Below are 23865 nucleotides of genomic sequence, written 5' to 3'. Positions count from 1 at the left end.
AGGGAATGGATGGTCATGGGTGCCTCCTTGCTTGCCCATGAAGATGGGGCGAGCGGAAGGAGCGAGCCACCCGATTCCTGCGAAGATGGGCGCGGCCTCCCCTTCTCCCCCTGTGAGAGAAGGTGGCCTCGCGAAGCGAGGTCGGATGAGGGGTGTTGGACAGAATGAGGCGGCGGCAATTTCAAGCCTGTTGCCAAGCTGGAACACCCCTCATCCGTCTCGGCGCTATCGCGCCGATCCACCTTCTCCCACAAGGGGAGAAGGAGAAGGTCTGCGATATCCCTCCAGCTCCGGATCGAGATCGACCTTCACCGCGTTGGTGAACACGCAGGTCGCCACCATGATGCCGGCGAAGGCGGTGAGGTTGACGAGCAGCGTCTCGTCGTAGCGCGCTTTGAGCGCAGTCCATGTATCGTCCGGAACCGCATTGGCATCGGCGGCAACCGCCTTGCCGAACGCAATCAGCAGCACTTCGTCGGTCGTGGGCACGATCGTCTCGGGGTCGAGCCCGCTGCCGATGAGCGCGCGGCGGAAGAAGGTAACGGGTATTTCGGCGCGCATCGTCTCGGCGATCGCCGTCGAGAACAGCCATATGGCGCGATCGTCCAGCGCCGGCTTCAGCAAGTCGCGCAGCGTGAACCATTCGGCGTAGATGCGGTGCGCCGCCGGCGAATGCAGCAGGATTCGCTTCATATTGGTCATGCGGCCGCGCAGCGCGATTTCCCTGTCGTGCTCGGCGCGGATGTCCTGCGATGCCGTCGCGTAATCTATCGGGGAAAGATGCGCCATGGCGCTCACCCGAGTGTCGCGTGCAGCGCCGGCGAACCGCGCAGCGTGTTGGAAACCGTGCAGATATTTTCGGCATCCTCCAGGATGCGCTGCTTCGTCGCCGCGTCCAGATCGCCCGCGATCTCCAGCCTGACGTTGAAGGTCTCGACCCGCGACGGTTCATCCTTCGCCTTCTCGCCGGCAACCTCCGCCCTCACCTCGCCAAGCCGGTCGGCGACACCGAGACGATTGGCGGCGATCCGGGCGCTGAGCACCATACAGGCAGCCAAAGAGGCATAGAGCAGGTCGAGCGGGTTGAAGCCCGGCGCGCTCACCGCCGTCACCACATCCACCGTGCCGCCGGTCGGCGTCGTCACCACCGGCAGGCCGCCGGGCGGCAGGACGGCGGAAGCGCCGGTGGTTCTGGTGCGGATTTTCAGTTCTGCCATGACACGGCCTCATCTGATCTGACGGCCACAGATAGCGGACAGGAATTCGCTAGCGCAATGGTCAAGGATGAGGCGTTGGGCGATTAGCGTTTCCTCGCCCCCACGAATGTGGGGGAGAGGAAGCTAAGTCCTGAAACACTATTTCGTCAGATCGAGCGCGGCCGTCAAATCGCCCATCGGCGGCTCGTTGTTGGCAGCCAGCGCCTTGTCGCGGGCGACGATGCCGGACAGCACCGGCAGGTCGTAGCGCGCGGTGATGAAGCGCAGGATCGAGGTGGTGTCGTATTGCGTGTGGTCGACGGTGCCCATCTTCGCGTAGGGCGAGATGATGAAGGCCGGGATGCGGTTGCCCGGGCCCCAGCGGTCGGCTTTGGGCGGCGCGACGTGATCCCAGAAGCCGCCATTCTCGTCATAGGTGACGACGACCAGCATATGCTGCCATTGCGGGCTCTTCTCCAGATGCGCGACGAGGTCGGCCAGGTGCTTGTCGCCGGAGTTCACATCAGCATAGCCGCTGTGCTCGTTGAGGTTGCCTTGCGGCTTGTAGAAGGAGACGGCGGGCAGCTTGCCGTCGTCGATCGCCTTGATGAACTCGACGCCGTCAAGACCACCATCCTTCAGGTGTTCGGCGCGCGCGGCGGTGCCGGGCGCATAGGCGGCGAAATAGTTGAAAGGCTGGTGGTGGAACTGGAAGTTCGGAACCGGGGTGGCGTTCTTGCCGTCGAGCGCCGCCTGCCAGGCGCCGCTGTACCAGGCCCAGGAGACGCCCTTCAGCGACAGCAGATCGCCTATGGTGACGTCGTGCTGCGGCGGCAGCGTAGTCGCCGCGGCCGGATCGGCGAGCGCCTTGTCGCCGCCCTCGGCCGGCTTGTTGGCGCTCGGCTGGTAAGGCGGCTGCATGGTGTTGACGGCGTAGAAGTCCGGCGTGATGGCGCCGTCATTGGCGAATTTCGGCACGCCGCCCAGCGCGGATGGCGGCGCATTGTCGGCCGCCTTCAGCGTCACGCCGTCGGACTCGACGACCGCGATCTGGCCCTTGATCGGGCTGGTGTCGGCGTGCGGGTAGAAGGGCACGCAGGCGCAGGCCAGCATGAAGTGGTTGAGGAAGGAGCCGCCGAAGGCGCCCTGGAAGAAATTGTCGGCGAGCACGTATTTCTGGCCGACCGCCCACATCGGCAGACTGGAGCCGTCATAATGGCCCATGACCAGCGAGCCGGAATCGGCCCAGGCGACGAACTTGTCGTTCTTGCCGCCATTGATCTGCATCTGCTCCTGGTAGAAGCGGTGCCACAGGTCATGGGTGACGACGCCCATGCCCTCGTTGAAGCCCTTGGGATCGTCGATGGCGAAGGCCGCATTGGCGAGATGCGCGGTCTGTGCTTCCGTCACCGCCGGCGTCACGCCCTTGCCGGTGAGCCCGCCCCAGACCGGCGGCAGTTCGGCAAGCGGCTTGCCGTCGCGGTCGAGCTGGCGCGCCTGCTCGGCGCTGACATTGGCCAAGCCATTGGCGCCGGGAAAGCCGCCATAGAGATTATCGAAGCTGCGGTTTTCGGCGTAGATGACGACGACGGTGTCGATCTTGTCATAGCCGGGCGGAGCGGCATGGGCGGCAGCGGCGAGAGATGCCAGCGCCGTGGAAGCGAGGCCGAGCGAGAGGAAGGACCTGGTCATTTGGGGATGCCTCGTGGCTGGGGAAATGGCTGGAGGAACCGGGCGACGCTAGGACTGGTGCTTGTCACCTTTGTGACAGGGAAAGTGGAGCACAATGGCGCTTCGACCTCAAGCGCTGCCCGCCCGGCGCATCCTATCCGCGCCTTGAACCGTCGGTCATCAATCCGTAGCAATGCGTGCCTACGCAGAGGCAAACGGACTGGACCGCCATGGCTCGATGGAAATCCGCGACGTTCGCCGCGCTCGCCGGCATCATCCCGTGGCCGGCCGATAGCCTGCCGGCAGGCAGCGCCAGCCCCGGCCCAATGTCGCGCGCGGAAGCTTTCGCGCGGGCCGAGGCGCTGACGGCGCTGGGCCGTAAAATGTTCTTCGATCCGTCGCTGTCGGCCTCGGGCAGGCAGGCCTGCTCGTCCTGCCATGACCCGAACCACGCCTTCGGTCCGGCCTCGGCCGCGCCGGTCGAAATGGGCGGCCCCAACCTCGATCGACCCGGCCTGCGCGCGGTGCCGTCGCTGCGCTACCTGCAGGCGTCGCCGGCCTTCAGCGAGCATTTCTACGATTCCGAGGACGAAGGCGACGAAAGCGTCGACAACGGCCCGACCGGCGGCCTGACCTGGGATGGCCGCGCCGACCACGGCAAGGACCAGGCCAGGATCCCACTTTTGTCGCCCTTCGAGATGGGCAACAAGGATGAGGCCCAGGTTGTCGCGGCGCTGCGCAGGGCGCCCTACGCCGACGCCTTCAAGGCGACCTTCGGCTACGACGTGTTCGACCACCCGCAAGATGCCTTCGGCGCCGCGGTCGAGGCGCTCGGCACATTCGAGCAGAGCAGCCAGGACTTCTATCCCTATTCCAGCCGCTACGACGCCTTCCTCGCCGGCAAGGCGCAGCTGACAGCGCAGGAGCTGCGCGGCCGCGCGCTGTTCGAGGACGAGGCCAAGGGCAATTGCGCGAGCTGCCATTTGAGCGAGCCCGCCAATGACGGCGAGCCGCCGCAATTCACGGACTACGGGCTGATCGCCGTCGCGGTGCCGCGCAACCCGGCGATCCCGGCCAATGCCGACCCCGCCTATTTCGACCTCGGCCTGTGCGGACCTCTGCGCGCCGACTTCAAGGGTCGCGCCGAATATTGCGGCCTGTTCAAGACGCCGACGCTACGCAACGTGGCGCTGCGCAGGAGCTTCTTCCACAACGGCTATTTCCACACGCTGCGCGATGCCGTCGCCTTCTACGCCAGCCGCGACACGGATCCCGGCCGCTGGTACCCGAAGAAGGCGGACGGCACGGTCGACAAATTCGACGACCTGCCAAAAGCTTACTGGGGAAACCTCAACGCCGACCCGCCCTTCAACGGCAAGAAACCCGGCGACAAGCCAGCGCTGACCGACGCCGAGATCGACGACATCGTCGCGTTCCTGGGCACGCTGACGGACGCGGATCAGGCAGGACATTAAGGGCGACTGGGCCAACCGTGCCTGGTATCGTTCCACAGGCGTGTGTGGTCCAGGTCATAGGAACGCCGAACAGCAACTGCTATATTAGCATCCATTCAGAGCGGGGGCTCGAATGCGGTTCGTTGCGATGCAGGAGCCGCCCCATGACAGTTGGGCGGTCTTCGATACGGGCAATGGCGTGCCGGCCGAATATGCCGGCCGCCTCCTGATCGGCTTGACCTCGCGCGAGGCCCATTGCTTCGCCGCGGTTGCCAATGATTACCCGTCCTGGCCGCAGCATGGGCGGTCCGTGGGGCAAGCTGACCTGTCGAGGCTGGCCGCCGGTGGCGCGCTGCAGGACCGAAAAAGGCCGGCCTGGCGCGTGTTTAAGGGAACGTGCTGCCGGAATGATTCAAGCAGCGCGCCGTTGCGCTGAAACAGTCCCTCACGCCGTCGGCGCGTAACGGCTCACCACCATGCCGCTGGCATATGCCTTCGAGCCGATGAGCTTCAGCCTGGCGAAGCCGCCCTGGTCGAAGATGCGGCGGCCGGCGCCCAGCACCGCAGGGTTGATGAAGAGCTGGAACTCGTCGACCAGCCCCGCGGCGATCAGCGCCGAGGCGAAGCCGGCGCCGCCGAAGACGGCGATGTCGCGGCCCTCGCCCGCTTTCAGTGCATCGACCTCTCGCGGCAGGTCGCCGCTGGCGACGCTGGTGCGTTCCCAGCGCGAAGCCTTCAGCCTGTCGCTCGGCACCACCTTGCGCGCTTCGACGATGCGCTGGGCGAAGGCATAGAACGGGTCCTTCGGAAACTGGCGCGCCGCATTGCCCCAGTGGGTAAGGTAGCCTTCCTCGGCCATCTTGCGGCTGAGCAGAATGGTGTCGATGGTCTGGAAGACGGCGTTGAAGTCACGCTTCAGCTCGTCGTCCCAGGCGCTGTCATCGCCCCATTCCCAGAGTTGCCAGGGATGATCCTGCTTAGCGCCGACGAATCCATCGACCGACATCTGCATCTGAAGGATGAGCTTTTTCATTTCGGGTCCTCCTTGGGTTTCCACATAAATGATTTACTTTCGGAACCATTTGACGCAGAGACCGAAACGCTGTCAATAGTAAAGCGATTTAAAAATGGAACCATGACCATGTCGACCAGGGAACGGTCCGGCTGCCCGATCAGCCTGTCGCTCGAGCTCATCGGCGACCGCTGGACGCTGCTCATCATCCGCGACCTGGTCTTCGCCGGGAAAAGGCACTTTCGCGAGTTCCTGCAGTCCGACGAGGGCATCTCGTCGCGCACGCTCGCCGAGCGGCTGCAGACACTGGTCGACGAAGGCATACTCACCCGCAGCGACGACCCTACCCATGGGCTGAAGGCGATCTACCGGCTGACGGAAGCCGGCATCGACCTGTTGCCGGTGCTGGCGGCACTGGGCGCCTGGGGGAGCGAATATCGCAAGGCGGACGAAAATCTGGCGCGGATCGCGAAGGAACTGGCGGATGGAGGAGACGCGGGGATTGAGGCTATGAAGGAGAGGCTGCGGGCCGAGCATCTGGGGTAGCGGCGAGATGCGGCCGCCTTTGGAGAGCTAGCCGTCAAGGCAGCGTTCTACGATACTCCCCTCTGGCCTGCCGGCCATCTCCCCCTCAAGGGGGGAGATTAGCGGCTTCACGGCCTCGCCTATTCTGCCACGTGGGAGATTGGCGAAGGCCTTGGTGACGACCAATCTCCCCCCCTTGAGGGGGAGATGTCCGGCAGGACAGAGGGGGGTGCTGTCCCTCGACCAGCGAAATTGTCGGGCAGCGCCACCAGCTGTCAACATTGGCCGCCGCCCTGATTTCGCTTCGCCCTCTCCTGCGCTAGTCTCGGGCTGAACAGGATCGCCCCGCCATGATCGTTCAGGCCTGCATCAACGGCGCGCGCGCCGCCGATTTCCACCCTTCCCTGCCGCTCGACGCGCACGCCATGGCGCAGGACGGCGCCGCCTCGATCGCGGCGGGCGCTGCCGAACTGCATGTCCACGCGCGCGGGGCCGACCGGCAGGAAAGCCTGGCGCCGGAAGCGATGGACCGGACGATCCAGGCGCTGCGCCGAGCCTGTCCGGGCACCCTGATCGGCGTTTCGACCGGCGCCTGGATCGAAAAGGACGACAGGCGCACGCTCGCCGCGATCGCCGGCTGGCATGACCTGCCGGACTACGCCTCAGTCAACCTCAGCGAGGCGGCGGCGCCCGAAGTGATGGAGGCGCTGCGCGATCGCGGCGTCGGCATCGAGGCCGGGCTTGCATCGATCGGCGATGCCTTGCGGCTGGCCAGCCTCGACCATGGCGGGCGGGTGCTGCGCGTGCTGATCGAGATTTCCGAGCAGACGCTGGAGGAAGCTTTCGCGGTCGCCGAGGGCATCCAGAAGGTGCTCGACCGCGCCGGCATCCACCGCTCGATCCTGCTTCATGGCGAGAACGCGACCGTGTGGCCTTTCGTGGAGAGGGCGGCGGCGCGGAAACTTTCGACGCGGGTGGGGCTGGAGGATGGCAAGGATTTGCCGGACGGGACGGTGGCGGACGGCAATGCCGCGCTGGTGGCGGCGGCGATCGGGATTTATCGCGCTCGATAGAACCCTGAGGCCGGACAGCGCCGACCCTGCCTGGCCAGGCTCAGGCTTTGATGACTGCCCCTCGCGGCCTTGTCACGCCTGCCAGAGCGCCAGGTCCGCCAGGATCCGCGCCTTAACCGTCGTGTCGGCATAGCTCGCATGCACCGATGTCGCGGCGAGTTGACGTATGGTTTCGCCGTCCCATGCGAAGGTTTCGGCGCAAGCCGCGTAAGAGGCTTCAAGCGTCGTCCCGAGCAGCGCGGGATCATCGGTATTGACCGAGACCCGAACACCGGCCTTGCGCAAGGCGTCGATCGGGTGCTCCGCAAGCGACGGATAGAGGCCGAGCGCGATGTTGGAGATCGGGCAGATGCCGAGCGGAATCCGCCTCTGGGCAAGCAGGTCGACCAGTTCCGGCTCCTCGATCGCCCGCACGCCGTGGTCGATGCGGTCGGCCCCGAGCAATTCGATTGCATCGCGGACACCCTCGGGACCGCTCGACTCGCCGGCATGCACGGTCCGCCGCAGTCCGGCCGCCGCGGCGCGGCGGAACGCTTCGGCGAAGCGCGGGCCGGTGCGGCCGGCGGCCGCCTCGTTCCCGTCGATCGAAAGAGCAACGACGCGCGGGTGCCTGATCCTGCCCAGCAGTTCCACCAGTTCGATCGCCTCTTCGGCCGATTGGGTGCGCAACAGGCTGACGCAAAGCCCGACTGGTGGGTATCCGTCCTGCTCGGCGGCCGCAAAACCGGCGTCGAAGGCGTCGATCATCCCGGGGATATTCCTGTGCCAGTGCGGCCAGTGGGTCGGGTTGACGATGACGTCTGCATAGCGCACGCCGCTTTTGGCCATTCGCCGCGCAAACTTGTAGGCGGCGATGGCCAGTTGCTCGCGCGTGCGGAATGTCCCGCAGACCCAGTCGAGCATTTCGAGGAAGCTCTTCAGGTCATGCGCTTCGAAAAGCCTGTCACGCGGCGCGCGAAGCGGAATGCCGGCTTCCTCGCAATTCCTGACCACGTCGCTGGCCTCGAAGCAGCCCTCGACATGGATATGCACTTCGGCCTTCGGCAACCCAATGTAGTCGGTCAATGAAGCCTCCCCGAACTCGTGGCCGCATTAAACCATGAAACGCCGGGGGGCCAGCTTCAAGAAACGCTTGAAAGATTTGTGTGGCGCCGAGCGGGAGCTGGTTCCTCCTCCAGCTTTTGCGAGGCCGAGGAAGAGCTATTGCGTATCCGCGTTGGCCCTCAGTTCGGCGCGCTTCTCGTCCGACACCACGGCAAGGTCCAGCACCTTCTGCAGGCCGGCCGCGTGGCGGAAGTTCGGCTCGGTTTGCACGCCGCTCTTCACGGCCTCGGCGAAGCGCTGGTAGTTGGTGAGCACCGTGCCGGCTTCGAGCACTTCCCATTTGGCGTTCTCGACATTTCCGCCCAGGCAGGCCTTGAGCATCGAGCCTTCGAGATTGTGGACCACCTCGATGCCGCCCCTGTCGCCATAGATGCGCAGCCGAAGCTCGTTGATGTGGCCTGTCGCCCAGCGGCTGGCGTGGACCACGCCGAAGGCGCCGTTGGCGAAGTCGAGCGTCATGGCAAAGCTGTCATTGGCATCGAGCTGGTAGTCGCCGATGCGGTTGCCCGGCGCCTTGTCGAAGGCGCGCAGCCGGCAGAAGACATGGTCGATGTCGAGCGCCGCGCCATAGCTGGCGAAGTCGAGGATGTGGATGCCGACATCGCCGAGCACGCCGTTGGAGCCGTGGCCGCGCGACAGCCGCCACAGCCATTTCGGATCGGTGCGCCAGTCGCCCCAGAATTTCGACACCAGCCAGCTCTGCAGGTAGGACGCCTCGACATGGCGCACCGTGCCGATCTCGCCCGCCTGCACCATCTGCCGCGCCTTCTGCAGGGCCGCCACGTTGCGGTAGGTGAGGTTGACCATGTTGACGATTCCGGCGGCTTCCGCCGCGTCGGCCATTTCGCTGGCCTTGCCGAAATTCTCGGCCAACGGCTTCTCGCACAGCACCGGCTTGCCGGCGGCGATCAGCGCCATGGTGGTCGGGTGGTGGATGCGGTCGGGCGTGACATTGGCGACGGCGTCGAAATCGCCCCAGTCGAGCGCCGCCTCCAGCGAGGTGAAACGCTTCGGGATCTTGAAGCCGTCGGCGAATTCGCCGACCCGCTTTTCATCGACATCGACAGCCGCCACAAGGTCGACGCCCTCGATGGCACCGAAACGCCGGGCATGTTCCTGCGCCATCCAGCCGGTACCCAGTATCAAAAGCCGCATTTCTTGCTCCTCTGAGCGAATTGGTTCGATTCAATCACATGAGGCGAGTTTGGTTCAAGTCTCGTCCCTGCGCAACTCCGGACCGTGGGAATTGCTGCGCACTTTTCCTGGAATCGCGTCAGCGGAAACCGGCCTCGCCATGCGCATGCAGCTTGGGGCCGCGCTCCTCGATCGGCTCGAGCGCCTTCTCGACCGGCACGTTCGGCGCGTCGAGTATGGCCGACTTTTTGCCCTGCGGATTGTGCGCCCATCTCACAGCGTTGCGCAGCACCTTCTGCACGGTCGCATCGTGATAGGTCGGGTAGGTCTCGTGCCCGGGTCGGAAGTAGAAGACATTGCCCGCGCCGCGCCGGTAGGTCAGGCCCGAGCGGAACACCTCGCCGCCCTGGAACCACGAGATGAACACCGTCTCCAGCGGCTCCGGCACGGCGAATTGCTCGCCATACATCTCCTCGTTCTCGAGCTCGAAGAATTCTCCGACGCCTTCGGCGATCGGGTGATTGGGGCTCGTGACCCAAAGCCGCTCGCGCTCGCCCGCCTCGCGCCATTTCAGCGTGCAGGGCGTGCCCATCAGCCGCTTGAATATCTTCGAGAAATGGCCGGAATGGAGAACGATCAGCCCCATGCCCTCCCACACCCGGCGCGCGACGCGCTCGACCACCTCGTCGGCCACCGCGCCATGGTCCTTGTGGCCCCACCAGACCAGAACGTCGGTCTCGGCCAGCCGCGATTCCGGCAGACCATGCTCGGGCTGCTCCAGCGTCGCGGTCGTGGCGGAGATCGCCTTGTCGGCATTGAGCGCCGCGGCGATGGTGGCGTGCATGCCTTCTGGATAGATGCCGGCAACCACCTTGTTGGTTCGCTCATGGATGTTCTCGCCCCAGACGACAGCGCGTATTGTCATGCATAGCCTCGTGAATGATTGAAGGGGTGGAGCCGCCTGGCGGTCATAGATAGCGCCTCCAGCCGGTATTGAAAGCGCTTTTCAAGAGCGGTCGCACCCTCAGCACCCGGACAGCCAAGCCTAGCTTCCCGCCTTCGAGACCACCCTTTGCTCGACCTCCGGCTCCAGCGACTTCGCAAAGGGGGTGGCCAGATGATGCTGGTCGCGGAAGGCGAGCTTGCCGTTGATGAAGACATGGCAGGTGGTGTCGCTGCAGAAACGGTCCGTGAGGTCGATGTAGGATGCGTTCGGCACGCTGGTGACGATCTCGCGCTCGACAGCGGCCATGGCGTCATTGGCGGCATAGGCGCGCGTCTGGTCGCAGCGCGAGGGCGTCTCGCCCCGCCACAAAGCGCGCGCCACGCAGGTCTCGATATGCTCGTCGTTGAAGGGCACGTCACGGATGAAGGCGACCTTGAGGCCCGCCTTGCTGAGGCTGGTGAGCGTCGAGCGCAGGCCCGCCCGCCAGTCGGCGTCCTGGCGGCTGGTGTCGCCGATGCGGGCCGCCATCTTGCGCCCGCTGGTCAGCGCCAGTTCCGAGATCACCACAAGCGCCGGCCGCGCCTGGACAATCTCGTCGATCGCCTGCTCGCGCCAGCGGTCGCATTCGCTGTAGCCGCGCTTGAGCTGCGACGACCAGATGCTGATGCGCGAGGCGCGGCAGGAATTCTTCAGCCAGGTCACCACGCGAAAACCGTTCTTTCGGGCGGCATCGATCAACGGCGTCGACCATTGGTCGGCGTGGGAATCCCCGAACAGCGCGATTGCGCGTCCGCCATCGCCAAACACGCAAGGGTTCGGCGTCACCGTCTGGTAGTCGGCCACGCAGCCCGCCCTGGCGCGCGCCGTGGAGGGCTCGGCGGCACTTGCCGCGATGATGCGCTGCGCGGGGTCGAGGTCGGCCGTTGCAAGCCTTGCGTTGCCATAGGCGGCTGCGGCGCCGGTGCCGGTCAGGAGGAGGGCCGGCACCAGCGCCCGCGCCGCATTGGCCGTAAGCCAGCCGTTGCGGCGGATCGGGTTCTCGATGAAATGGTAGCTCAGCACCGACAGCACCAGAGTCAGCCCGAGACAGGCAAGGCGCTGGGCGAGCGTCAGCTCGGGCGCCAGCGCGCCGGCATAGACGATGACCGGCCAGTGCCAGAGATAGAGCGAATAGGAAAGCTTCCCGATCCAGCGCAAGGGCGGCAGCGCGAGGAGCGCAGTGGGCTTGCTCCTCGCGCCGGCCGCGCCCGCCTCGAGCAGAAGGACCGTGCCGGCCACCGGCGCCAGCGCCAGGAAGCCGGGGAAGGGAGAGTCCTCGCTGAAGGTGAGGTAAGCGGTGGCGATCATCGTCAGCCCGGCGAGGCCGAGCGCCGTGCCAAGCCGTGGGCGGTCGCGCGGAAGCCAAGCCGGCGCAACCGCGGCGAGGCCGCCGGCGGCAAACTCCCAGGCGCGCAGCGGCGAAAAATAGAAGGCCCAGGGCTGCGACACGCTCGTCATCCACGCGCAAGCGGCGAAGGAAACGGCGCCTACGATGGCCATGGCGATCATTACCCCTCGCCTGCCGGGCCTCAGCCAGGCAGCCAACATCAGCAGCGCCGGCCAGGCGAGGTAGAACTGCTCTTCCACCGACAGCGACCAGTAGTGGATGAACGGGTTGCCGGCGGCGTCGTTGAAATAATCGAACGACCAGCGGATCAGCCACAGGTTGATCATATAGGTCGAGGCGTACATCGCCCCCTTGGAGTAGAGCGCCTGCTCTTGCGGCGAGAGCACGATGACCCCGAAGGCAAGCGTCGCCAGGATGACGACCAGCGCCGCCGGCAACAGCCTGCGCGCGCGTCGCGCGTAGAAGCGCAGCAAGTCGAGCCGGCCGGTCTCGGCGATCTCGCCGGCAAGCTGGCGGGTGATCAGATAGCCGGAGATGACGAAGAAGATATCGACCCCGGCAAAGCCACCGGGCAGCGCCGTGAGGCCGAAATGATAGGCGACCACGCCCGCCACGGCGAGCGCCCGCAAGCCTTCTATGTCGGGCCGGAAATCTTGCGACGATGACGATTCTGACACGAAGACGAACCTCGCATTGTTCGTTCGTATCCCGCCTGGCGACAAGGCTCGGCCCTATCCGTCGATATCGCAATGCAACAAATCTAACGCAGTGCAACATAACGGGAGGGCCGGCCCGAAAGCATCCTTCGCGAACAATGACATACGCGCTTATGCTGCCAGCCTGATTCAAGCGCTTCGGGGCAATTGGCAGCCGCCCTCTTCCGTGCACAATATCGGCGATGTTCGAGACGGCGGTTGGGGTTGCGGTCTTCGCCTGTCTGGCCGGAGCGTCGCTGGCCAGCCTGTTTGTTCATGAGCGCCTTCCGGCCCACCATCGCCATGATGAAACCACCGCGGTGGTCAGACTGGCCGCCAACCTGTTCGCGATGATGTTCTCGCTGATGCTGGGCCTGATGATCAATTCGGCCAAGAACACCTTCGAGTCGATCGACCGCAACATCCACACCTTCGCCACGGACCTCATCCTGCTCGACCGGACGCTGCGGCAGTACGGACCGGAGGCCAGCGGCGTGCGCCAATCGCTCGGCTCCTATGTCCAGCGCGTCGTCGACACCACCGCCAATGACAGCGAGACGACCGTCGTGCCGAACAAGCTGTCGGAACTATTGCTCAACCAGGTCGGCGACAGGCTGTCGGCACTGGCGCCGCCGGACGCGAGACGGACGGCCATGCAGCAGAGCGCCATGCAGCAGTTGCAGAAAGTCGTCGAAATGCGGTGGGTGCTGGCCGAACAATCGGAAGGCGCGATCCCGGCGCCGCTGATCTGCTTGATGGTTGCCTGGCTGACGCTGATCTTCGCCGGCTACGGCTTCCGGGCGCCGCGCAACAGCATCGTGGTCGGCACGCTGCTGGTGTCGGCGGCGCTTGCGGCCGCGGCGATCTTCCTCATTCTGGATATGGATACGCCCTTCACCGGTCCGATCCAGGTGTCGCCAGCGCCCTTGCAACGGGCGCTGGCCGAACTTCAACAGTAGTGAAGCCTAACGTCGGCTCAGTTGGCCGACCAGCAATCTCGCCGCGACCTCGGCGCCGTCGCCGAGCACCTTGCCGGCGATGGCCGAGGCGCGGATGCGGGTCTCGGGGGCCAGGGCCGTCTCCAACGCCGCCGACAATGACCCTGTAGTCGGGACTGCACCGTCATGCGCCGCGCCTATGCCGAGCTCCGCGACCCGCCTGGCCCAGTATGGCTGGTCGCCAATCTGCGGCACCACCACCTGCGGCACCCCTGCCCGCGTGGCCGCGACGGTCGTGCCCGCTCCGCCATGGTGCATGACCACGGCCATGCGTGGGAACAGCGCCTGCTGATTGACCTCTGCGACGGCGAAGCAGTCGTCGCGATCGTCGATCGGGGAAAGCTCGGCCCAGCCGCTTGCGATCACCGTGCGCAGCCCCTTGGCGCGGATCGCCTCGATGGCGGCGTGCGCCGCCTCCCTGTCGACCGCAATCGAGCCGAAGCCGACATAGACCGGCGCCGGGCCGGCTTCGAGGAATGCTTCCAGCCCTTCGGGAAGCGGTCGCTCGTCCGGCAGGATCCAAGCGCCGGTCTGGACGGCGTCGATCAGGTCGGAGGGCAGCCATGGCCCTAGCGTCGGGTCGCAGGCAAGCAGCACCGGGTCGCCGAAAACATAGTCGCGGACATTGTCCGAAGGCGGCAAGCCGAGCGACGCACGCAGACCGTTGATCGCCTTGCCGAAGAGCGCATTCTTGGTCTGGACATCCAGCTGCCACAGCAGCCGGTTGTCGGTCACCTCGGGCGGAAGCGGATGACCCGGATACTCGAAGGGCCGATTATGCGCCGACGGCAGCCAGATCGGGCAGAACGTGCCGAGCATGTAGCGGATGCCCCGCAGCTCGGCGACCAGCCGCGCGGCGGCACAGGAGGGAAATAGCCCGAACGCCACGACGGCATCGCAGCCTTCGGCGGCGGCCGACAGCGCGTCGAACTGCCGGGCGACGATCTCGGCCGCCTGGCTGGAGATGAACTCGGCGCGGCTCTCGGGCGACGCCGAAGCCCGGCGCCGCATCATTTCCTTCACCCATTCGCGCACCGGCGCGAAGGCCAGCGCAAAAGGCACGCCGGCGCGGGCAACGACGGCCGCAAACTCCTGGTCGCCCGGGGCGCTGACCCTCGCCTCGACGCCGAGGGTCCGTAGCGCCGCCCCCAGCGCCGCCAAAGGCTCGACATCGCCGCGCGAACCGTAGGTCGATAGTAAAATCCGCATTCCATGCTCCGTTTTGTCGTTGGTCGGAGCAGCGTAAATACGCGATGTCCGGGGTCTTGCCGCAAGCCCGGGCCGCGCCATATTTATGTTCTGGGAGGGGGGACGATCTCCTGTCTCTCTCGGCGCTTTGCGACAAGTCGGACCGGTCGCCAATCCCCGCAATTGTGATCGACCCGCTCAGAGGCGGCCGAGTTCTCAGGGCCTCTCCTGCGCCTTGACGGAAAGCTGCCGCAGGACGTCAAGGAAGATATCGAACCGTTCGTGGCCGATGTCCTCGGACCATTCCGTGTGCAACTGGCGCAAGCAGTTGAAAATCGCCTCGGCTATCTGATGTCCGCGCGCACTGAGATAGATCAGGCGGCGGTCGTCCTCGGCGGAAGCGCGCCGCTCGACATAGCCGAGCTCTTCGAGTTGGCCGATCAGGTAATTGATCGCCTGCCGCGACATCCGCTTTTGACGCGCCAGTTCCGACGGCCTGACGCCGTCGGGAAGCGGATAGGAGAACACGGCGAAGTGAGCCTCCTGGAAATCGTCGAAACCGGCTTGATGGATGGCTTGCAGCATGCGGTCGCGCACGCCTTGCCAGGTCATTCGCAGCAAGGCGCCGAAAAACGGCGGGCGTGGTTCGGCGCCGTTGTCGGACTGCATTGGTTCGGATATTGACATCAATGTAAAGTCACTTTACGTCACGTTGTAAAATAACTTTACAAGAGAGGAGCCATCAATGGAAGCGAATGAGAGCAATATCGTGCGGATCGGCGAACTGGAGCTGCGTTTCCTGGTGAACGACGAGGGCGCTACCGTGTTCGAATTCGTCGTGCCCTCCCATGCCCGAGTGCCCGCGCCCCACTACCATCGCGATGCCGACGAAATCCTCTATGGGCTCGAGGGCACACTGACGGTCACCGTCGACGGTCACAGCCGAGAACTGGGCGTCGGCGACGCCGTGTTCATCCGACGTGGCAGCGTTCATCATCACGAGAACCCGCATGAGGGCACGGCCAGGGTCCTGGCCACGATGACGCCCGGCGCCATCGGGCGCCGCTATTTCGAAGAGATTGCGGAAATCATCAACGTGCCCGGCAAGCCGGATCTGGCCAAGGCGAAAGAGGTCATGCTGCGTCACGGGCTGGTGCCCGCTTAGCGAGCTTCATCCGCCGTGTCGACGATGCCGCCGGCCTGACGATCAGCCGTCGCGGCCTTCCTGGGCAACCTGGGTGAGCGACCTGGTCAGCCGCGGCACCACCACGAGACGCTTGATCTTGCCGTTCTTGTAGGCCGCGAGGAAGCGTTTGTAGTCCCTGAATACCACGCAGCCGTTGGATTCGGCGCGACCGCCACGCAGCATGTAGGTGTGGGCGAGCAGACCGTTGCGGCCATACTTGTTGCTGCCGCTGGTGGGCGTGAGCCGGATCGCCTCGACGCCATGGAAGCGCGATTCACGCAGCGTCAGATTGTAGGTGTCGGGCGGCGTCGGGCCGGTGTTCTTGCGGTTGACGAAGCGCGGCTGGTCGACCATCGAGCCCAGTCCCGAATGCGCCTCCAGGCGCGAGCCGTCCGGCATGTAGACTGTCTTGGCCGAGATGTCATAGACCGCGACGCCATTGCCCATCGAAGGCCCGCTGAACAGGTTCCTGAAGGCGCTGCCGAGGCCGCCGCGCTCGGGCTGGTCCGGTTTGGCGTAGGCGAGCACGGCCGGAGCCTGCGCCTTGCCGCCCTTGATCGGCTTCGAGCCGGGAACGCCCGGAAGGGCCGCCTGCACGGTGCTTCTCGGCGACACCTGGGTCTGCTGCGCGTCCGCGGCGTCGTCGGCCGGCTGCCCCCTGCCGGGCCGGGACTTGGCCGACTGGGCGGTTTGCGGCTTTGCCGCCTCAGGCTTGGTCGGTTCAGGCTTGGCCGGCTCAGGCTTGGCGGCGGCATTGCGCTGCGGCGCGGCCACGGCGCGGTCGAGGGTTGTCTGCGGCCTGAGACCGGGCACGTCGATGCTGTCGGGCAGCCCATCCTGCGGCGTCAGCGAGGCGACCTGCACCCCGCCCTGCTCGCCGGTCCGCTCTCCGGACGCTTCGTCGGCGGCTGCCGAGAGCGCGACTGTGGTCGGCACGCCGACGGTTTGTTCCGGCAGGACGTTGGCGAGCGCCAGCGCCAGCTCGGACGCACCATGGACGTCGACGCGGTTTGAACCAAAGCGCGCTTCGGCCGGAGTCCCCGGCTGCACGCCGCCGAAACGGCTCGACGCCGGCAGGCTTGCAAGCATGAAAGGCGCGTTCTCGGCGCGGGCAAAAGCTGCGGCGAGCTTCTCGTGCGAAAGCGCGGCGCGCTTTACCACGCTGTCGAAGCGATCGGCGACGCCGGCTGCGGAAGCGACCACCACGACCTGCTCATGCGTGGCGCTGACGGTTTCACGGGCGACGCTGTCCGGCGCAACGGGCTTCAGCCGCGCCACCTTGCCGTCATGCCCGAAGCTGGTCGCCAGGCTGAGGCAGCCGGCATCGCAGCCGCCGGTGAGCGAGGCTGTCTTGTAGCCGCCGGTGGCAGCCAGGCGCGGCGCCCAGGAATTGGCGAGCTGGCGACGCTGGTCGCCAAGCGCGATGCTGGCGGGAGCGAGCAGGCTGCGCGGCAATCCGTTGGAGGCGGCCGTGAGCGAAGTGCTCACCGAATAAAGCCCGGCCATGGTCGCGGCGGACCATAGGACAAGGGCAGCGCCGACGGCCGGCACCACAACCCAGCGCTGACTGGATCTCTTCGAAGTTACCCCCCCTTCAGGAGTGTCACCCCGGTTTTTCGAACGCACTAAAAACGCCATACGACCACTCTCAATCGGCTTGCCGGTCTGCGGACCTGGCATCCGTCACGATCACAGTTCGCCTGGTGCCCCCTGCACCTTCACGCGTCTGTTGCCGATTGATTCAAAAGATGGACAAAGATGGTTAACCAATCCCTCCACCAATCGCCATTGTGGCGACGGTCCATACGAAAAAAGAGCCCTCCATGGTCTTCGCCACGGTAAAAATGCTCTCCCTCACCCGACTTGCTGCCCGTTTTTCCGGCCTCTGTCAAGAAAACGTGAGGCTGGAACCCAAGGCATCCCCGGCGCGTAGATAGGGATTAGGGTTAAAATGCGACCGCAAAACCGCCTCTGGAGCAAGCGGGCTGCAAGAATGGTTGGGCCACAGCGAAGGCCGCCGCGATTGCCCTTTAAGCCAGGTGGCTGAATTTATCCCCAAAAAAAGTCACTTCCGAAAGCTGCCGAGGCGACGATATGGACCGCACGGTTGCGCCTCGTAGCGACTCGGAACCGCGCAAGCCTTGGGACTTCCGGCGGTTGCCGGCGCCTCTATCGTCATCGCCGCAGCCCGGTCCAGGCCAAAACATGAAGTCAGACCCAACGAAGGGCTCGTCAGGCCTGCCGATGGCGACGCACCATTCGCCATTCCTGCCATATCAGCACCATCACCACGACGTCGAAGACGGTCAGAACCAGAAGGCCGGGCGAGTGCGTGTAGGAATAGCGGTAGAGCTGGTAGACGATGAAGGCGCCGAGCGCCGCGAGCGAGGCCGGATAGGACCATAGCTTGCCGCGCAGCAGGCCGACGACCAGCAAGAGCTTAATCAGGCCGTGGCTGAACAGATAGAAGGCATAGAATTCCTTGCTGGCGACCGAGAATTCACCGGCCATGCGCGACAGATGGCCAGCTATGAAATCATTCGGATCTTCGACCAGTTCTTCCTGGGTGAACATGTTGACCCAGGTGACGATGGTGTCGGTGGTGACAAGGTAAAGCAGGATGCCGCCGATGCACTCGATCAACGCATGTGCACCTTTCAGCCATACGCTGACCTCAAAGAGCTGGTGAATGCGATTCTCGCTGGCGGGCTTCATCAATCAATCTCACGCTAGACCACGGAAACAAGCAAGAATGGACGCTTCCCTCACCCATTGGATCAATTCGGCTGCCGGCGTCAGCCCGTTCCTTGATAGGATGGTGATCGCCATCTCACAAATCGGCGTGCCGCTGATGGTGCTGGCAGTCGTCCTGCAATGGTGGGCGAGGACGGACCGCTATCACGTGCGCCATGCCGCGCTATGCGCGGGCCTGTCCTTCCTGCTTGGGCTCGCCATCAACCAGTTTATCCTGCTGTTCATCCACCGGATCAGGCCCTACGAGGCCGGCGTCACCCATCTTTTGATACCGCCCACCGTCGACTGGTCGTTTCCTTCCGACCACGCGACAGCCAGCATGGCCATCGTCGCGGCCTTCGCCATGCAGGCGCTGCCGCGCCGCACCCTGGCGCTCCTGGCGGTCGCGGTCCTGGTCTGCTTGTCGAGAATCTATCTCGGCACCCATTATGTCAGCGACGTGATCGGCGGCACCGGCACCGCCATCATCGCGGCGGTCGCGGTCCGGTTGGCTTATCGCGAGAATTCGAAGCTCGATGCCTTCGCCACGAGGATACTCTAGGCGGGCGCCGTCACCATACCGCCTCGTCGGTGGATCTGGCCGGCGCATCACAAAAGTGACGCGCTGGCCCGACTATATGCTAGGCTCACGGAGCCAAAACAGGGTTCATTGTCGTGGATGCCAACGAACTGCAGGCCATAGGCGATACGCTGATGCGCCTCGTCACCCCGGACATGACGCCGAAGGAATTGATCAAGGCCGTGCGCAAGGTGCACCCCGACGTCAAGAAGAAGGACATTGCGCGCGCGGCCTTCCACGCCATCATCGCCAATGCCGACCAGGACATCGGCAAATCGCGCAACCTGCAGGCCTTCGCGCTGGCCGAGCGCACCCAGCAGGCGGAATAGTGCCTGGCGCGACAACGGCGCTGGCATATCCCGCAATGCCAAATCCATTGTCGGAAAATTAATCAGCGACACCTAATGTAGTCGCTGAACCGGCAACGAGCCCATGACCAAGAACCTCGGCAATGCCAAGCCCAGTTCTCCCGCGAGGGAACTAGCCCCTTCGCTCTTCAGCAGAATCGCGCCGGCGCTGTTTCCGATCGCTGTCGTGGCGCTCGGCTATCTCGTCGGCAGGCAGTTCTTCGGCTTTTGACCATCCCGCGAACCGCTCAACCTTGTTCCGCCTTAGCCTTTTTGCCCGCCTTGCGCTGCTTTGGTCCTAGGGCCTAGGTCGCTATTGCCCCCGGATGGGCAGCGGCGCATCTTCGCGCCAGCCGGCAGGCTCGCAAACTCCGGTCAGGCCCGGCCACCGAACCCAATTACACCCCCCCAGGTAGCCGGGCCGCCCTGTTTGCAGCGGTGAATGCCCATACGTGCCCGCTCGCCGCCGCGCCTTTACCGAATGTTCAGCCCTGTCTCCGATTTTTGCCGAGGGGGCGGTAAGATTCGTGACGAGGCAAAGAGCCCATGCATCGTATGCTTGCCGACACGCCGCCGGTGGCGATGGAAGACGTCGCCGAAGCCGGGCGGCTGGAGGCGCTCGACCGCTTCGACGTGATGGATACCCCGCGCGAGGAATCGTTCGACCGCATCACGCGGCTGATCCGCGACATCTTCGACCTGCCGGTCGCCATCGTCTCGATGATCGACGGCCATCGGCAATGGTACAAGGCCTATGAAGGGCTGGAGAACCGCGAGGTCAGCCGCGACGAGACCTTCTGCAAATATACGCTGCAGGATCTGACGCCGCTGGTGGTGCCCGACGCGCGCGATGACGCGCGCTTCGCGCAGAACCCCTTGGTGACGTCCGCCCCGCAAATCCGCTTCTATGCCGGCACGCCTTTGCGCACCCCTGACGGCCACAATATCGGCACTGTCTGCGCCATCGGTTTCGAGCCTCGCGTCTTCACAGCGCGCGAATCGGCCATCCTCACCGACCTCGCCGCGCTTGCCATGGACGCGCTGGAACTGCGCCAACTTGCCTCGGTCGACAGTTTGACCGGCGCGCTGTCGCGGCGGGCGTTCAAGGAACAGGCCGCGCACGCCATCGCGCTGGCGCAACGCCACCGGCACGGGCTTGGCTGCATTGCCTTCGACCTCGACTATTTCAAGTCGATCAACGATAACCATGGCCATGCCACAGGCGACAAGGTGCTGGTCGCCGTGGCCGAAGCCTGCCGGGCCGAGCTGCGCGGCACGGACCTGTTCGGCCGGTTGGGCGGCGAAGAGTTCGCGCTTGTCCTGCCGCATACCGACCGCGCCGGCGTGGCCGGCGTCGCCGAGAAGCTGCGCGAGGCCATCGCCCGCATCCTGGTCGGACAAGGGGACAAGGCGGTGCGCGTTACCGCCAGCCTCGGCACGGCGAGCCTCGACGCCCGCACCGCCGACATGGATGCGCTGCTCGCCAATGCCGACGCCGCGCTCTACGAGGCCAAGGCCGCCGGTCGCAACCGCTGCGCCGCCTGGCGGCCGCCAAACGATGCTCCGGCCGGCCCGCGCCGTCGCGTGCTGAAGGCAGGGCGCATCATGTTCAACAATCGCATGTCGTCGATCGACTGCACCGTGAGGACGCTCGGCGAGGATGGCGCCGGCCTGGATGTGACCAGCTCGATCGGCGTACCGGAAACGTTCAGCCTTCAGATCCGCTCGGATGCGTTCGAGACGCGCTGCCGTATCGTCTCGCAGACCGAGCGCCACCTCGAAGTCGAATTCTGCTGAGCGCGGCCCGACGAAGGTCTCAACTCCCTCGCTCTATCCATTTTATGAGCCTTTTTCTTGAAATATGTATTTTCGGCGTCAAGTCGGGCCCTTTTGCACGACTTTTCTCCTACTAAAGGCCAATGATAATAAACCTTGCGGCAACTCATGGCGCGTTAAATCGTATTGCTATCCTGGAATGCAATTCTTGGGGCAGAAGAGCTGGAGCTGCATATGGTGGCAGGCGAACCAGACAGCGTCCGCGTAAAAGGCATCAATGGCCAATGGATGGTGCGTGTCGTCGAAGGCGGCAGGCTGATGCAGCAACTGTTCAACGTCCATATCGAGGCCGAAGCCTTCGCGGAAGAAGAACGTCACCGGCTGGGCCTGCCGGGCGAGCCGCCAGCCGTGGAGCCAGTGGAGGCAAAACGGCGCGGCGGGCGTGAACGGTGAGGGCCGCCGACACGATGCGGTTTGCGGTTCACTGAAAAATACGGGAACAATCGGCGGACGGGGAAGCGCTGCCGATGTGCAATCTCTACAACATCACCACCAGTCAGGAGGCGATACGCCAGTGGACGCGCGCGCTGCGCGACATCTCCGGTAACCTGGAGCCTTCGGTAGACATCTATCCCAACCAGCCGGCGCCGGTCGTGCGCAACACCGCCGACGGCGGCCGCGAGCTCGCGAACCTGCGCTGGGGCATGCCGACGCCATCCGAGCGCGTGCGCGGCAACGCCGATCCCGGCACTACCAACATCCGCAACCCGCAATATGCCCACTGGCTGCCCTATCTCGGCGTCGAGAACCGCTGCGTGGTGCCGGTGACGAGCTTTGCCGAACCCTCGCCGAAGCCGGGCGACAAGGACCCTGAGACCGGCGTGCAGAAGAATTTCTGGTTTGCGCTGAGCGAGGAGCGGCCGCTGTTCTTCTTCGCCGGCCTTTGGACGCCCTGGCACGGCGTGCGCAAGGTGAAGGAAGGCCCGGGCGACCATGAAATCTACGGGTTCCTGACGACAAGGCCGAACGCGCTGATCGCGCCCATCCATGAGAAGGCGATGCCGGTTATCCTGACGACGCCTGAGGAAACCGAGACATGGCTCACCGCACCATGGTCGGAGGCGAAGAAATTGCAGCGGCCGGCGCCTGACGATGCGCTGGTGATCGTCGAGAAGCCGGCGACGCAGATCAAGTTTCCGGCTGAACCGCCGGCGCAGGGGTCGCTGTTTTAAGGGCAAGCCCTACCCCCTCGCCTTCTGCAGCACCCAGATGTAACCCTTGGGCGGATGGTCCTGGTCGATGAACTGGGTCTTCACCTCCGTGTCCTTGCGGCCGCAGCGCTTGCAGCGGAAGCGGATGGCTTCGAGCGGCTTGTTCCAGCCGACGACCTTGGCCACGTCGTTCGCCTTGAAGCGGCCGGCGTGGTAGCAATGGCGGCATTCGACGACAAGCAGCATGTTGGCCTTGGCCGCGCGGCCGACGCTGTCCATGGGTCCGGCCATTCCTCATGTCCGGCCTTAACGATCCTCGGGCAACGGCAACAGGCCGAGCCATGCGGCCCGGAAATCGGGCTCCCGGCCTGCAACCGCCCCCATCACTTCATGCAGACGGTCCACCAAGCCGCTGAGCCGCCAGTACATCTCGCCATTGGACTTGAGGTGCAGCTGCGCCGCCAGCACGGTCTTGCGCAGTTCCAGCGCGTCGCGAATGATCGCTTCCGCATCCGACCGGAACAATCTGTCATAGCGGCTGTTTCGTCTGCCCAATGCGGCTCTCCTTGGTCCTGAGCAACCGCCCCATCTGCTGACAAAATAGGAACCCGTTCTTCGCCAAGTCAATTCACCCTTGACATTTTTGTTCACTTTTTGTTCACATGCTAACGTAAGCTCGAGGAGCAAGACGCCATGGACCAGATCGTGAGACTGGATAGCCGCCAGGAAGCCGCGCTTCAGGCAATCGCCGAGCGCTTCATCGTCCAGCATAAAGGCGATCCGGTGAAGGCACTGAAGGAGATGATCGTCCTCAACGGGCATCTCCAGGAGCGGCTCGACGCCCTAGGTACGGCGCGCGGCAAGAGTGTAAAACAGCGATAGAGAGGGGTTCCGCCCCTCTGCCCGGCAGGACAGAGGGCACGAAAGATCGCCACTTTGGCGAGTGGCGCTCGCGAAACTCAGGCCGGCACGCGCTTCAGCGCCTGGGCCATGCAGTGGATGCCGCCGCCGGTCTTGGAGATCTCGCTCATGTCGACAGCCGCCACCTCGAAGCCGCGCGCCTTCAGCTTTTCGATCAGGGTCTTGCTCGACGTCGGCGCGATCACGCGGTCCTTGCCGAGCGACATGAAGTTGCAGCCGAGCGCCATCGTGTCCTGGAAGGGCACGTCGATGATCTCGTGGCCCTTGCCCTTCAGCCAGTCGACGATGCCGGGCTCGGTGCAGGCGAGGCAGACGGCGGTGAGTTTCTCGGCGATCGGCACCACCATCAGGTCGATGTGGACGTAATACTCGTCGATGAAGGCCAGCCGCGTCTCCCAGCCTTCCTTGTCGAACCAGGCTTGCACCTGGCGGGCGCCTTCTTCCTGCGTGCGGGCGCCGCCGCAGCCGATCAGCACCACGCCGTCCTCGATGACGTTGAAGTCGCCGCCCTCGAAGGTGCCGGCGGTGACCATGTCGTAGATCGGGATGCCGAGCTTCTCATAGGTGCGGATGGCGGCATAGTTCTCGCCGCGCCGCCACCAGTTGGCCATGGCGGTGATGAAGGCGCCGTAGGGGGTCATGACGCTGGAATCGCGCGAATAGACCTGCATCGGCAGTTCCGGCGTCGGCTCGTGCCAGTGGATGTTGACGCCGAAATGCTCGTAGGC

At 64.8% G+C, this 23865-nt stretch carries 27 protein-coding genes; 12 read left to right on the top strand and 15 right to left on the bottom strand.

The features are described 5' to 3' along the window. Positions 1-225: 225 nt before the first annotated feature. The 3 genes from Q0L57_RS18205 to Q0L57_RS18195 all read right to left on the bottom strand — a co-directional run bounded on the left by Q0L57_RS18205 (position 226) and on the right by Q0L57_RS18195 (position 2888). The gene (locus Q0L57_RS18205; protein WP_296744548.1) at positions 226-789 is read right to left on the bottom strand and encodes a hypothetical protein; all 564 of its coding nucleotides are present in this window, start codon (positions 787-789) and stop codon (positions 226-228) included. Positions 790-794: 5 nt separating this feature from the next. Beyond that, entirely contained in the window at positions 795-1217 is a 423-nt protein-coding gene (locus Q0L57_RS18200; RefSeq protein ID WP_296744547.1) for an OsmC family protein, read from the bottom strand. 138 nt (positions 1218-1355) lie between these two features. Beyond that, positions 1356-2888, bottom strand: a complete 1533-nt coding sequence (locus Q0L57_RS18195) for an acid phosphatase (protein ID WP_296744546.1) — start codon at positions 2886-2888, stop codon at positions 1356-1358. A 209-nt stretch (positions 2889-3097) separates the two neighbouring features. On the opposite strand from Q0L57_RS18195, the gene Q0L57_RS18190 reads away from it, so the two are divergent. After that, on the top strand, positions 3098-4342 hold the full coding sequence (locus tag Q0L57_RS18190; protein ID WP_296744545.1) for a cytochrome-c peroxidase: 1245 nt from the start codon (positions 3098-3100) through the stop codon (positions 4340-4342). A 424-nt stretch (positions 4343-4766) separates the two neighbouring features. On the opposite strand, the gene Q0L57_RS18185 is transcribed toward Q0L57_RS18190, so the two are convergent. Further along, positions 4767-5354, bottom strand: coding sequence for a dihydrofolate reductase family protein (locus Q0L57_RS18185; protein ID WP_296744544.1), 588 nt, complete (start codon positions 5352-5354; stop codon positions 4767-4769). Positions 5355-5462: 108 nt separating this feature from the next. On the opposite strand from Q0L57_RS18185, the gene Q0L57_RS18180 reads away from it, so the two are divergent. Beyond that, positions 5463-5879, top strand: coding sequence for a helix-turn-helix domain-containing protein (locus Q0L57_RS18180; RefSeq protein WP_296744543.1), 417 nt, complete (start codon positions 5463-5465; stop codon positions 5877-5879). A 329-nt stretch (positions 5880-6208) separates the two neighbouring features. Further along, a complete protein-coding gene (locus tag Q0L57_RS18175) occupies positions 6209-6931 on the top strand; it encodes a 3-keto-5-aminohexanoate cleavage protein (protein ID WP_296744542.1) in 723 nt (240 codons plus the stop codon). 72 nt (positions 6932-7003) lie between these two features. On the opposite strand, the gene add is transcribed toward Q0L57_RS18175, so the two are convergent. From add to Q0L57_RS18155, 4 genes are all read right to left on the bottom strand, one after another. After that, complete coding sequence (gene add, locus Q0L57_RS18170) at positions 7004-7996, bottom strand: adenosine deaminase (protein WP_296744541.1); 993 nt, start codon at positions 7994-7996, stop codon at positions 7004-7006. A 135-nt stretch (positions 7997-8131) separates the two neighbouring features. Beyond that, the gene (locus tag Q0L57_RS18165) at positions 8132-9190 is read right to left on the bottom strand and encodes a Gfo/Idh/MocA family oxidoreductase (RefSeq protein WP_296744540.1); all 1059 of its coding nucleotides are present in this window, start codon (positions 9188-9190) and stop codon (positions 8132-8134) included. A gap of 118 nt (positions 9191-9308) precedes the next feature. Continuing rightward, positions 9309-10094 carry a ThuA domain-containing protein gene (locus Q0L57_RS18160; RefSeq protein ID WP_296744539.1) on the bottom strand — a complete coding sequence of 262 codons (786 nt, stop codon included), beginning with the start codon at positions 10092-10094 and terminating at the stop codon, positions 9309-9311. Positions 10095-10214: 120 nt separating this feature from the next. Then, positions 10215-12179: an acyltransferase family protein gene (locus tag Q0L57_RS18155; protein WP_296744538.1), complete on the bottom strand. Its 1965-nt coding sequence runs from the start codon at positions 12177-12179 to the stop codon at positions 10215-10217. Positions 12180-12400: 221 nt separating this feature from the next. On the opposite strand from Q0L57_RS18155, the gene Q0L57_RS18150 reads away from it, so the two are divergent. Beyond that, positions 12401-13156, top strand: a complete 756-nt coding sequence (locus Q0L57_RS18150; RefSeq protein WP_296744537.1) for a DUF4239 domain-containing protein — start codon at positions 12401-12403, stop codon at positions 13154-13156. A gap of 6 nt (positions 13157-13162) precedes the next feature. On the opposite strand, the gene Q0L57_RS18145 is transcribed toward Q0L57_RS18150, so the two are convergent. Both Q0L57_RS18145 and Q0L57_RS18140 read right to left on the bottom strand, forming a co-directional pair. Beyond that, a complete protein-coding gene (locus Q0L57_RS18145) occupies positions 13163-14404 on the bottom strand; it encodes a glycosyltransferase (protein ID WP_296744536.1) in 1242 nt (413 codons plus the stop codon). A 195-nt stretch (positions 14405-14599) separates the two neighbouring features. Further along, positions 14600-15070 carry a MarR family transcriptional regulator gene (locus tag Q0L57_RS18140; protein ID WP_296744535.1) on the bottom strand — a complete coding sequence of 157 codons (471 nt, stop codon included), beginning with the start codon at positions 15068-15070 and terminating at the stop codon, positions 14600-14602. A 58-nt stretch (positions 15071-15128) separates the two neighbouring features. Here Q0L57_RS18140 and Q0L57_RS18135 point away from each other — a divergent pair, with 58 nt between their 5' ends. Beyond that, positions 15129-15548, top strand: a complete 420-nt coding sequence (locus Q0L57_RS18135; RefSeq protein ID WP_296744534.1) for a cupin domain-containing protein — start codon at positions 15129-15131, stop codon at positions 15546-15548. Positions 15549-15590: 42 nt separating this feature from the next. Here the strand turns inward: Q0L57_RS18135 and Q0L57_RS18130 are convergent, their stop codons facing one another. Both Q0L57_RS18130 and Q0L57_RS18125 read right to left on the bottom strand, forming a co-directional pair. After that, on the bottom strand, positions 15591-17057 hold the full coding sequence (locus tag Q0L57_RS18130; RefSeq protein ID WP_296744533.1) for a tlde1 domain-containing protein: 1467 nt from the start codon (positions 17055-17057) through the stop codon (positions 15591-15593). Positions 17058-17801: 744 nt separating this feature from the next. Further along, positions 17802-18284: a DUF2127 domain-containing protein gene (locus Q0L57_RS18125; protein ID WP_296744532.1), complete on the bottom strand. Its 483-nt coding sequence runs from the start codon at positions 18282-18284 to the stop codon at positions 17802-17804. A gap of 37 nt (positions 18285-18321) precedes the next feature. Between Q0L57_RS18125 and Q0L57_RS18120 the strand changes: the two genes are divergently transcribed. The 6 genes from Q0L57_RS18120 to Q0L57_RS18095 all read left to right on the top strand — a co-directional run bounded on the left by Q0L57_RS18120 (position 18322) and on the right by Q0L57_RS18095 (position 22237). Continuing rightward, positions 18322-18864: a phosphatase PAP2 family protein gene (locus Q0L57_RS18120; RefSeq protein WP_296744531.1), complete on the top strand. Its 543-nt coding sequence runs from the start codon at positions 18322-18324 to the stop codon at positions 18862-18864. A gap of 113 nt (positions 18865-18977) precedes the next feature. After that, entirely contained in the window at positions 18978-19211 is a 234-nt protein-coding gene (locus Q0L57_RS18115; RefSeq protein ID WP_296744530.1) for a hypothetical protein, read from the top strand. 103 nt (positions 19212-19314) lie between these two features. Continuing rightward, a complete protein-coding gene (locus Q0L57_RS18110) occupies positions 19315-19461 on the top strand; it encodes a hypothetical protein (RefSeq protein ID WP_296744529.1) in 147 nt (48 codons plus the stop codon). 314 nt (positions 19462-19775) lie between these two features. Then, positions 19776-21026 (top strand): sensor domain-containing diguanylate cyclase, encoded by a 1251-nt coding sequence (locus Q0L57_RS18105; RefSeq protein ID WP_296744528.1) that lies wholly within the window; start codon positions 19776-19778, stop codon positions 21024-21026. A gap of 213 nt (positions 21027-21239) precedes the next feature. Continuing rightward, positions 21240-21458 carry a hypothetical protein gene (locus tag Q0L57_RS18100; RefSeq protein ID WP_296744527.1) on the top strand — a complete coding sequence of 73 codons (219 nt, stop codon included), beginning with the start codon at positions 21240-21242 and terminating at the stop codon, positions 21456-21458. A 74-nt stretch (positions 21459-21532) separates the two neighbouring features. After that, positions 21533-22237: an SOS response-associated peptidase gene (locus Q0L57_RS18095; RefSeq protein ID WP_296744526.1), complete on the top strand. Its 705-nt coding sequence runs from the start codon at positions 21533-21535 to the stop codon at positions 22235-22237. 9 nt (positions 22238-22246) lie between these two features. Here the strand turns inward: Q0L57_RS18095 and Q0L57_RS18090 are convergent, their stop codons facing one another. Both Q0L57_RS18090 and Q0L57_RS18085 read right to left on the bottom strand, forming a co-directional pair. After that, positions 22247-22507, bottom strand: coding sequence for a hypothetical protein (locus Q0L57_RS18090; RefSeq protein WP_296744525.1), 261 nt, complete (start codon positions 22505-22507; stop codon positions 22247-22249). 15 nt (positions 22508-22522) lie between these two features. Beyond that, a complete protein-coding gene (locus tag Q0L57_RS18085) occupies positions 22523-22771 on the bottom strand; it encodes a hypothetical protein (protein ID WP_296744524.1) in 249 nt (82 codons plus the stop codon). Between the two features lie 138 nt (positions 22772-22909). On the opposite strand from Q0L57_RS18085, the gene Q0L57_RS18080 reads away from it, so the two are divergent. Further along, positions 22910-23098, top strand: a complete 189-nt coding sequence (locus tag Q0L57_RS18080; RefSeq protein ID WP_296744523.1) for a hypothetical protein — start codon at positions 22910-22912, stop codon at positions 23096-23098. Positions 23099-23175: 77 nt separating this feature from the next. On the opposite strand, the gene Q0L57_RS18075 is transcribed toward Q0L57_RS18080, so the two are convergent. Continuing rightward, the coding region (locus Q0L57_RS18075; RefSeq protein WP_296744522.1) for a dimethylarginine dimethylaminohydrolase family protein at positions 23176-23865 on the bottom strand (690 nt) is incomplete at its 5' end.

The organism is Mesorhizobium sp. (assembly GCF_024509055.1).
In the GTDB taxonomy this organism is placed as follows: domain Bacteria; phylum Pseudomonadota; class Alphaproteobacteria; order Rhizobiales; family Rhizobiaceae; genus Mesorhizobium.
Note: the sequence above shows the minus strand (reverse complement) of the source record. Positions and strands in the feature narration are given on the sequence as shown.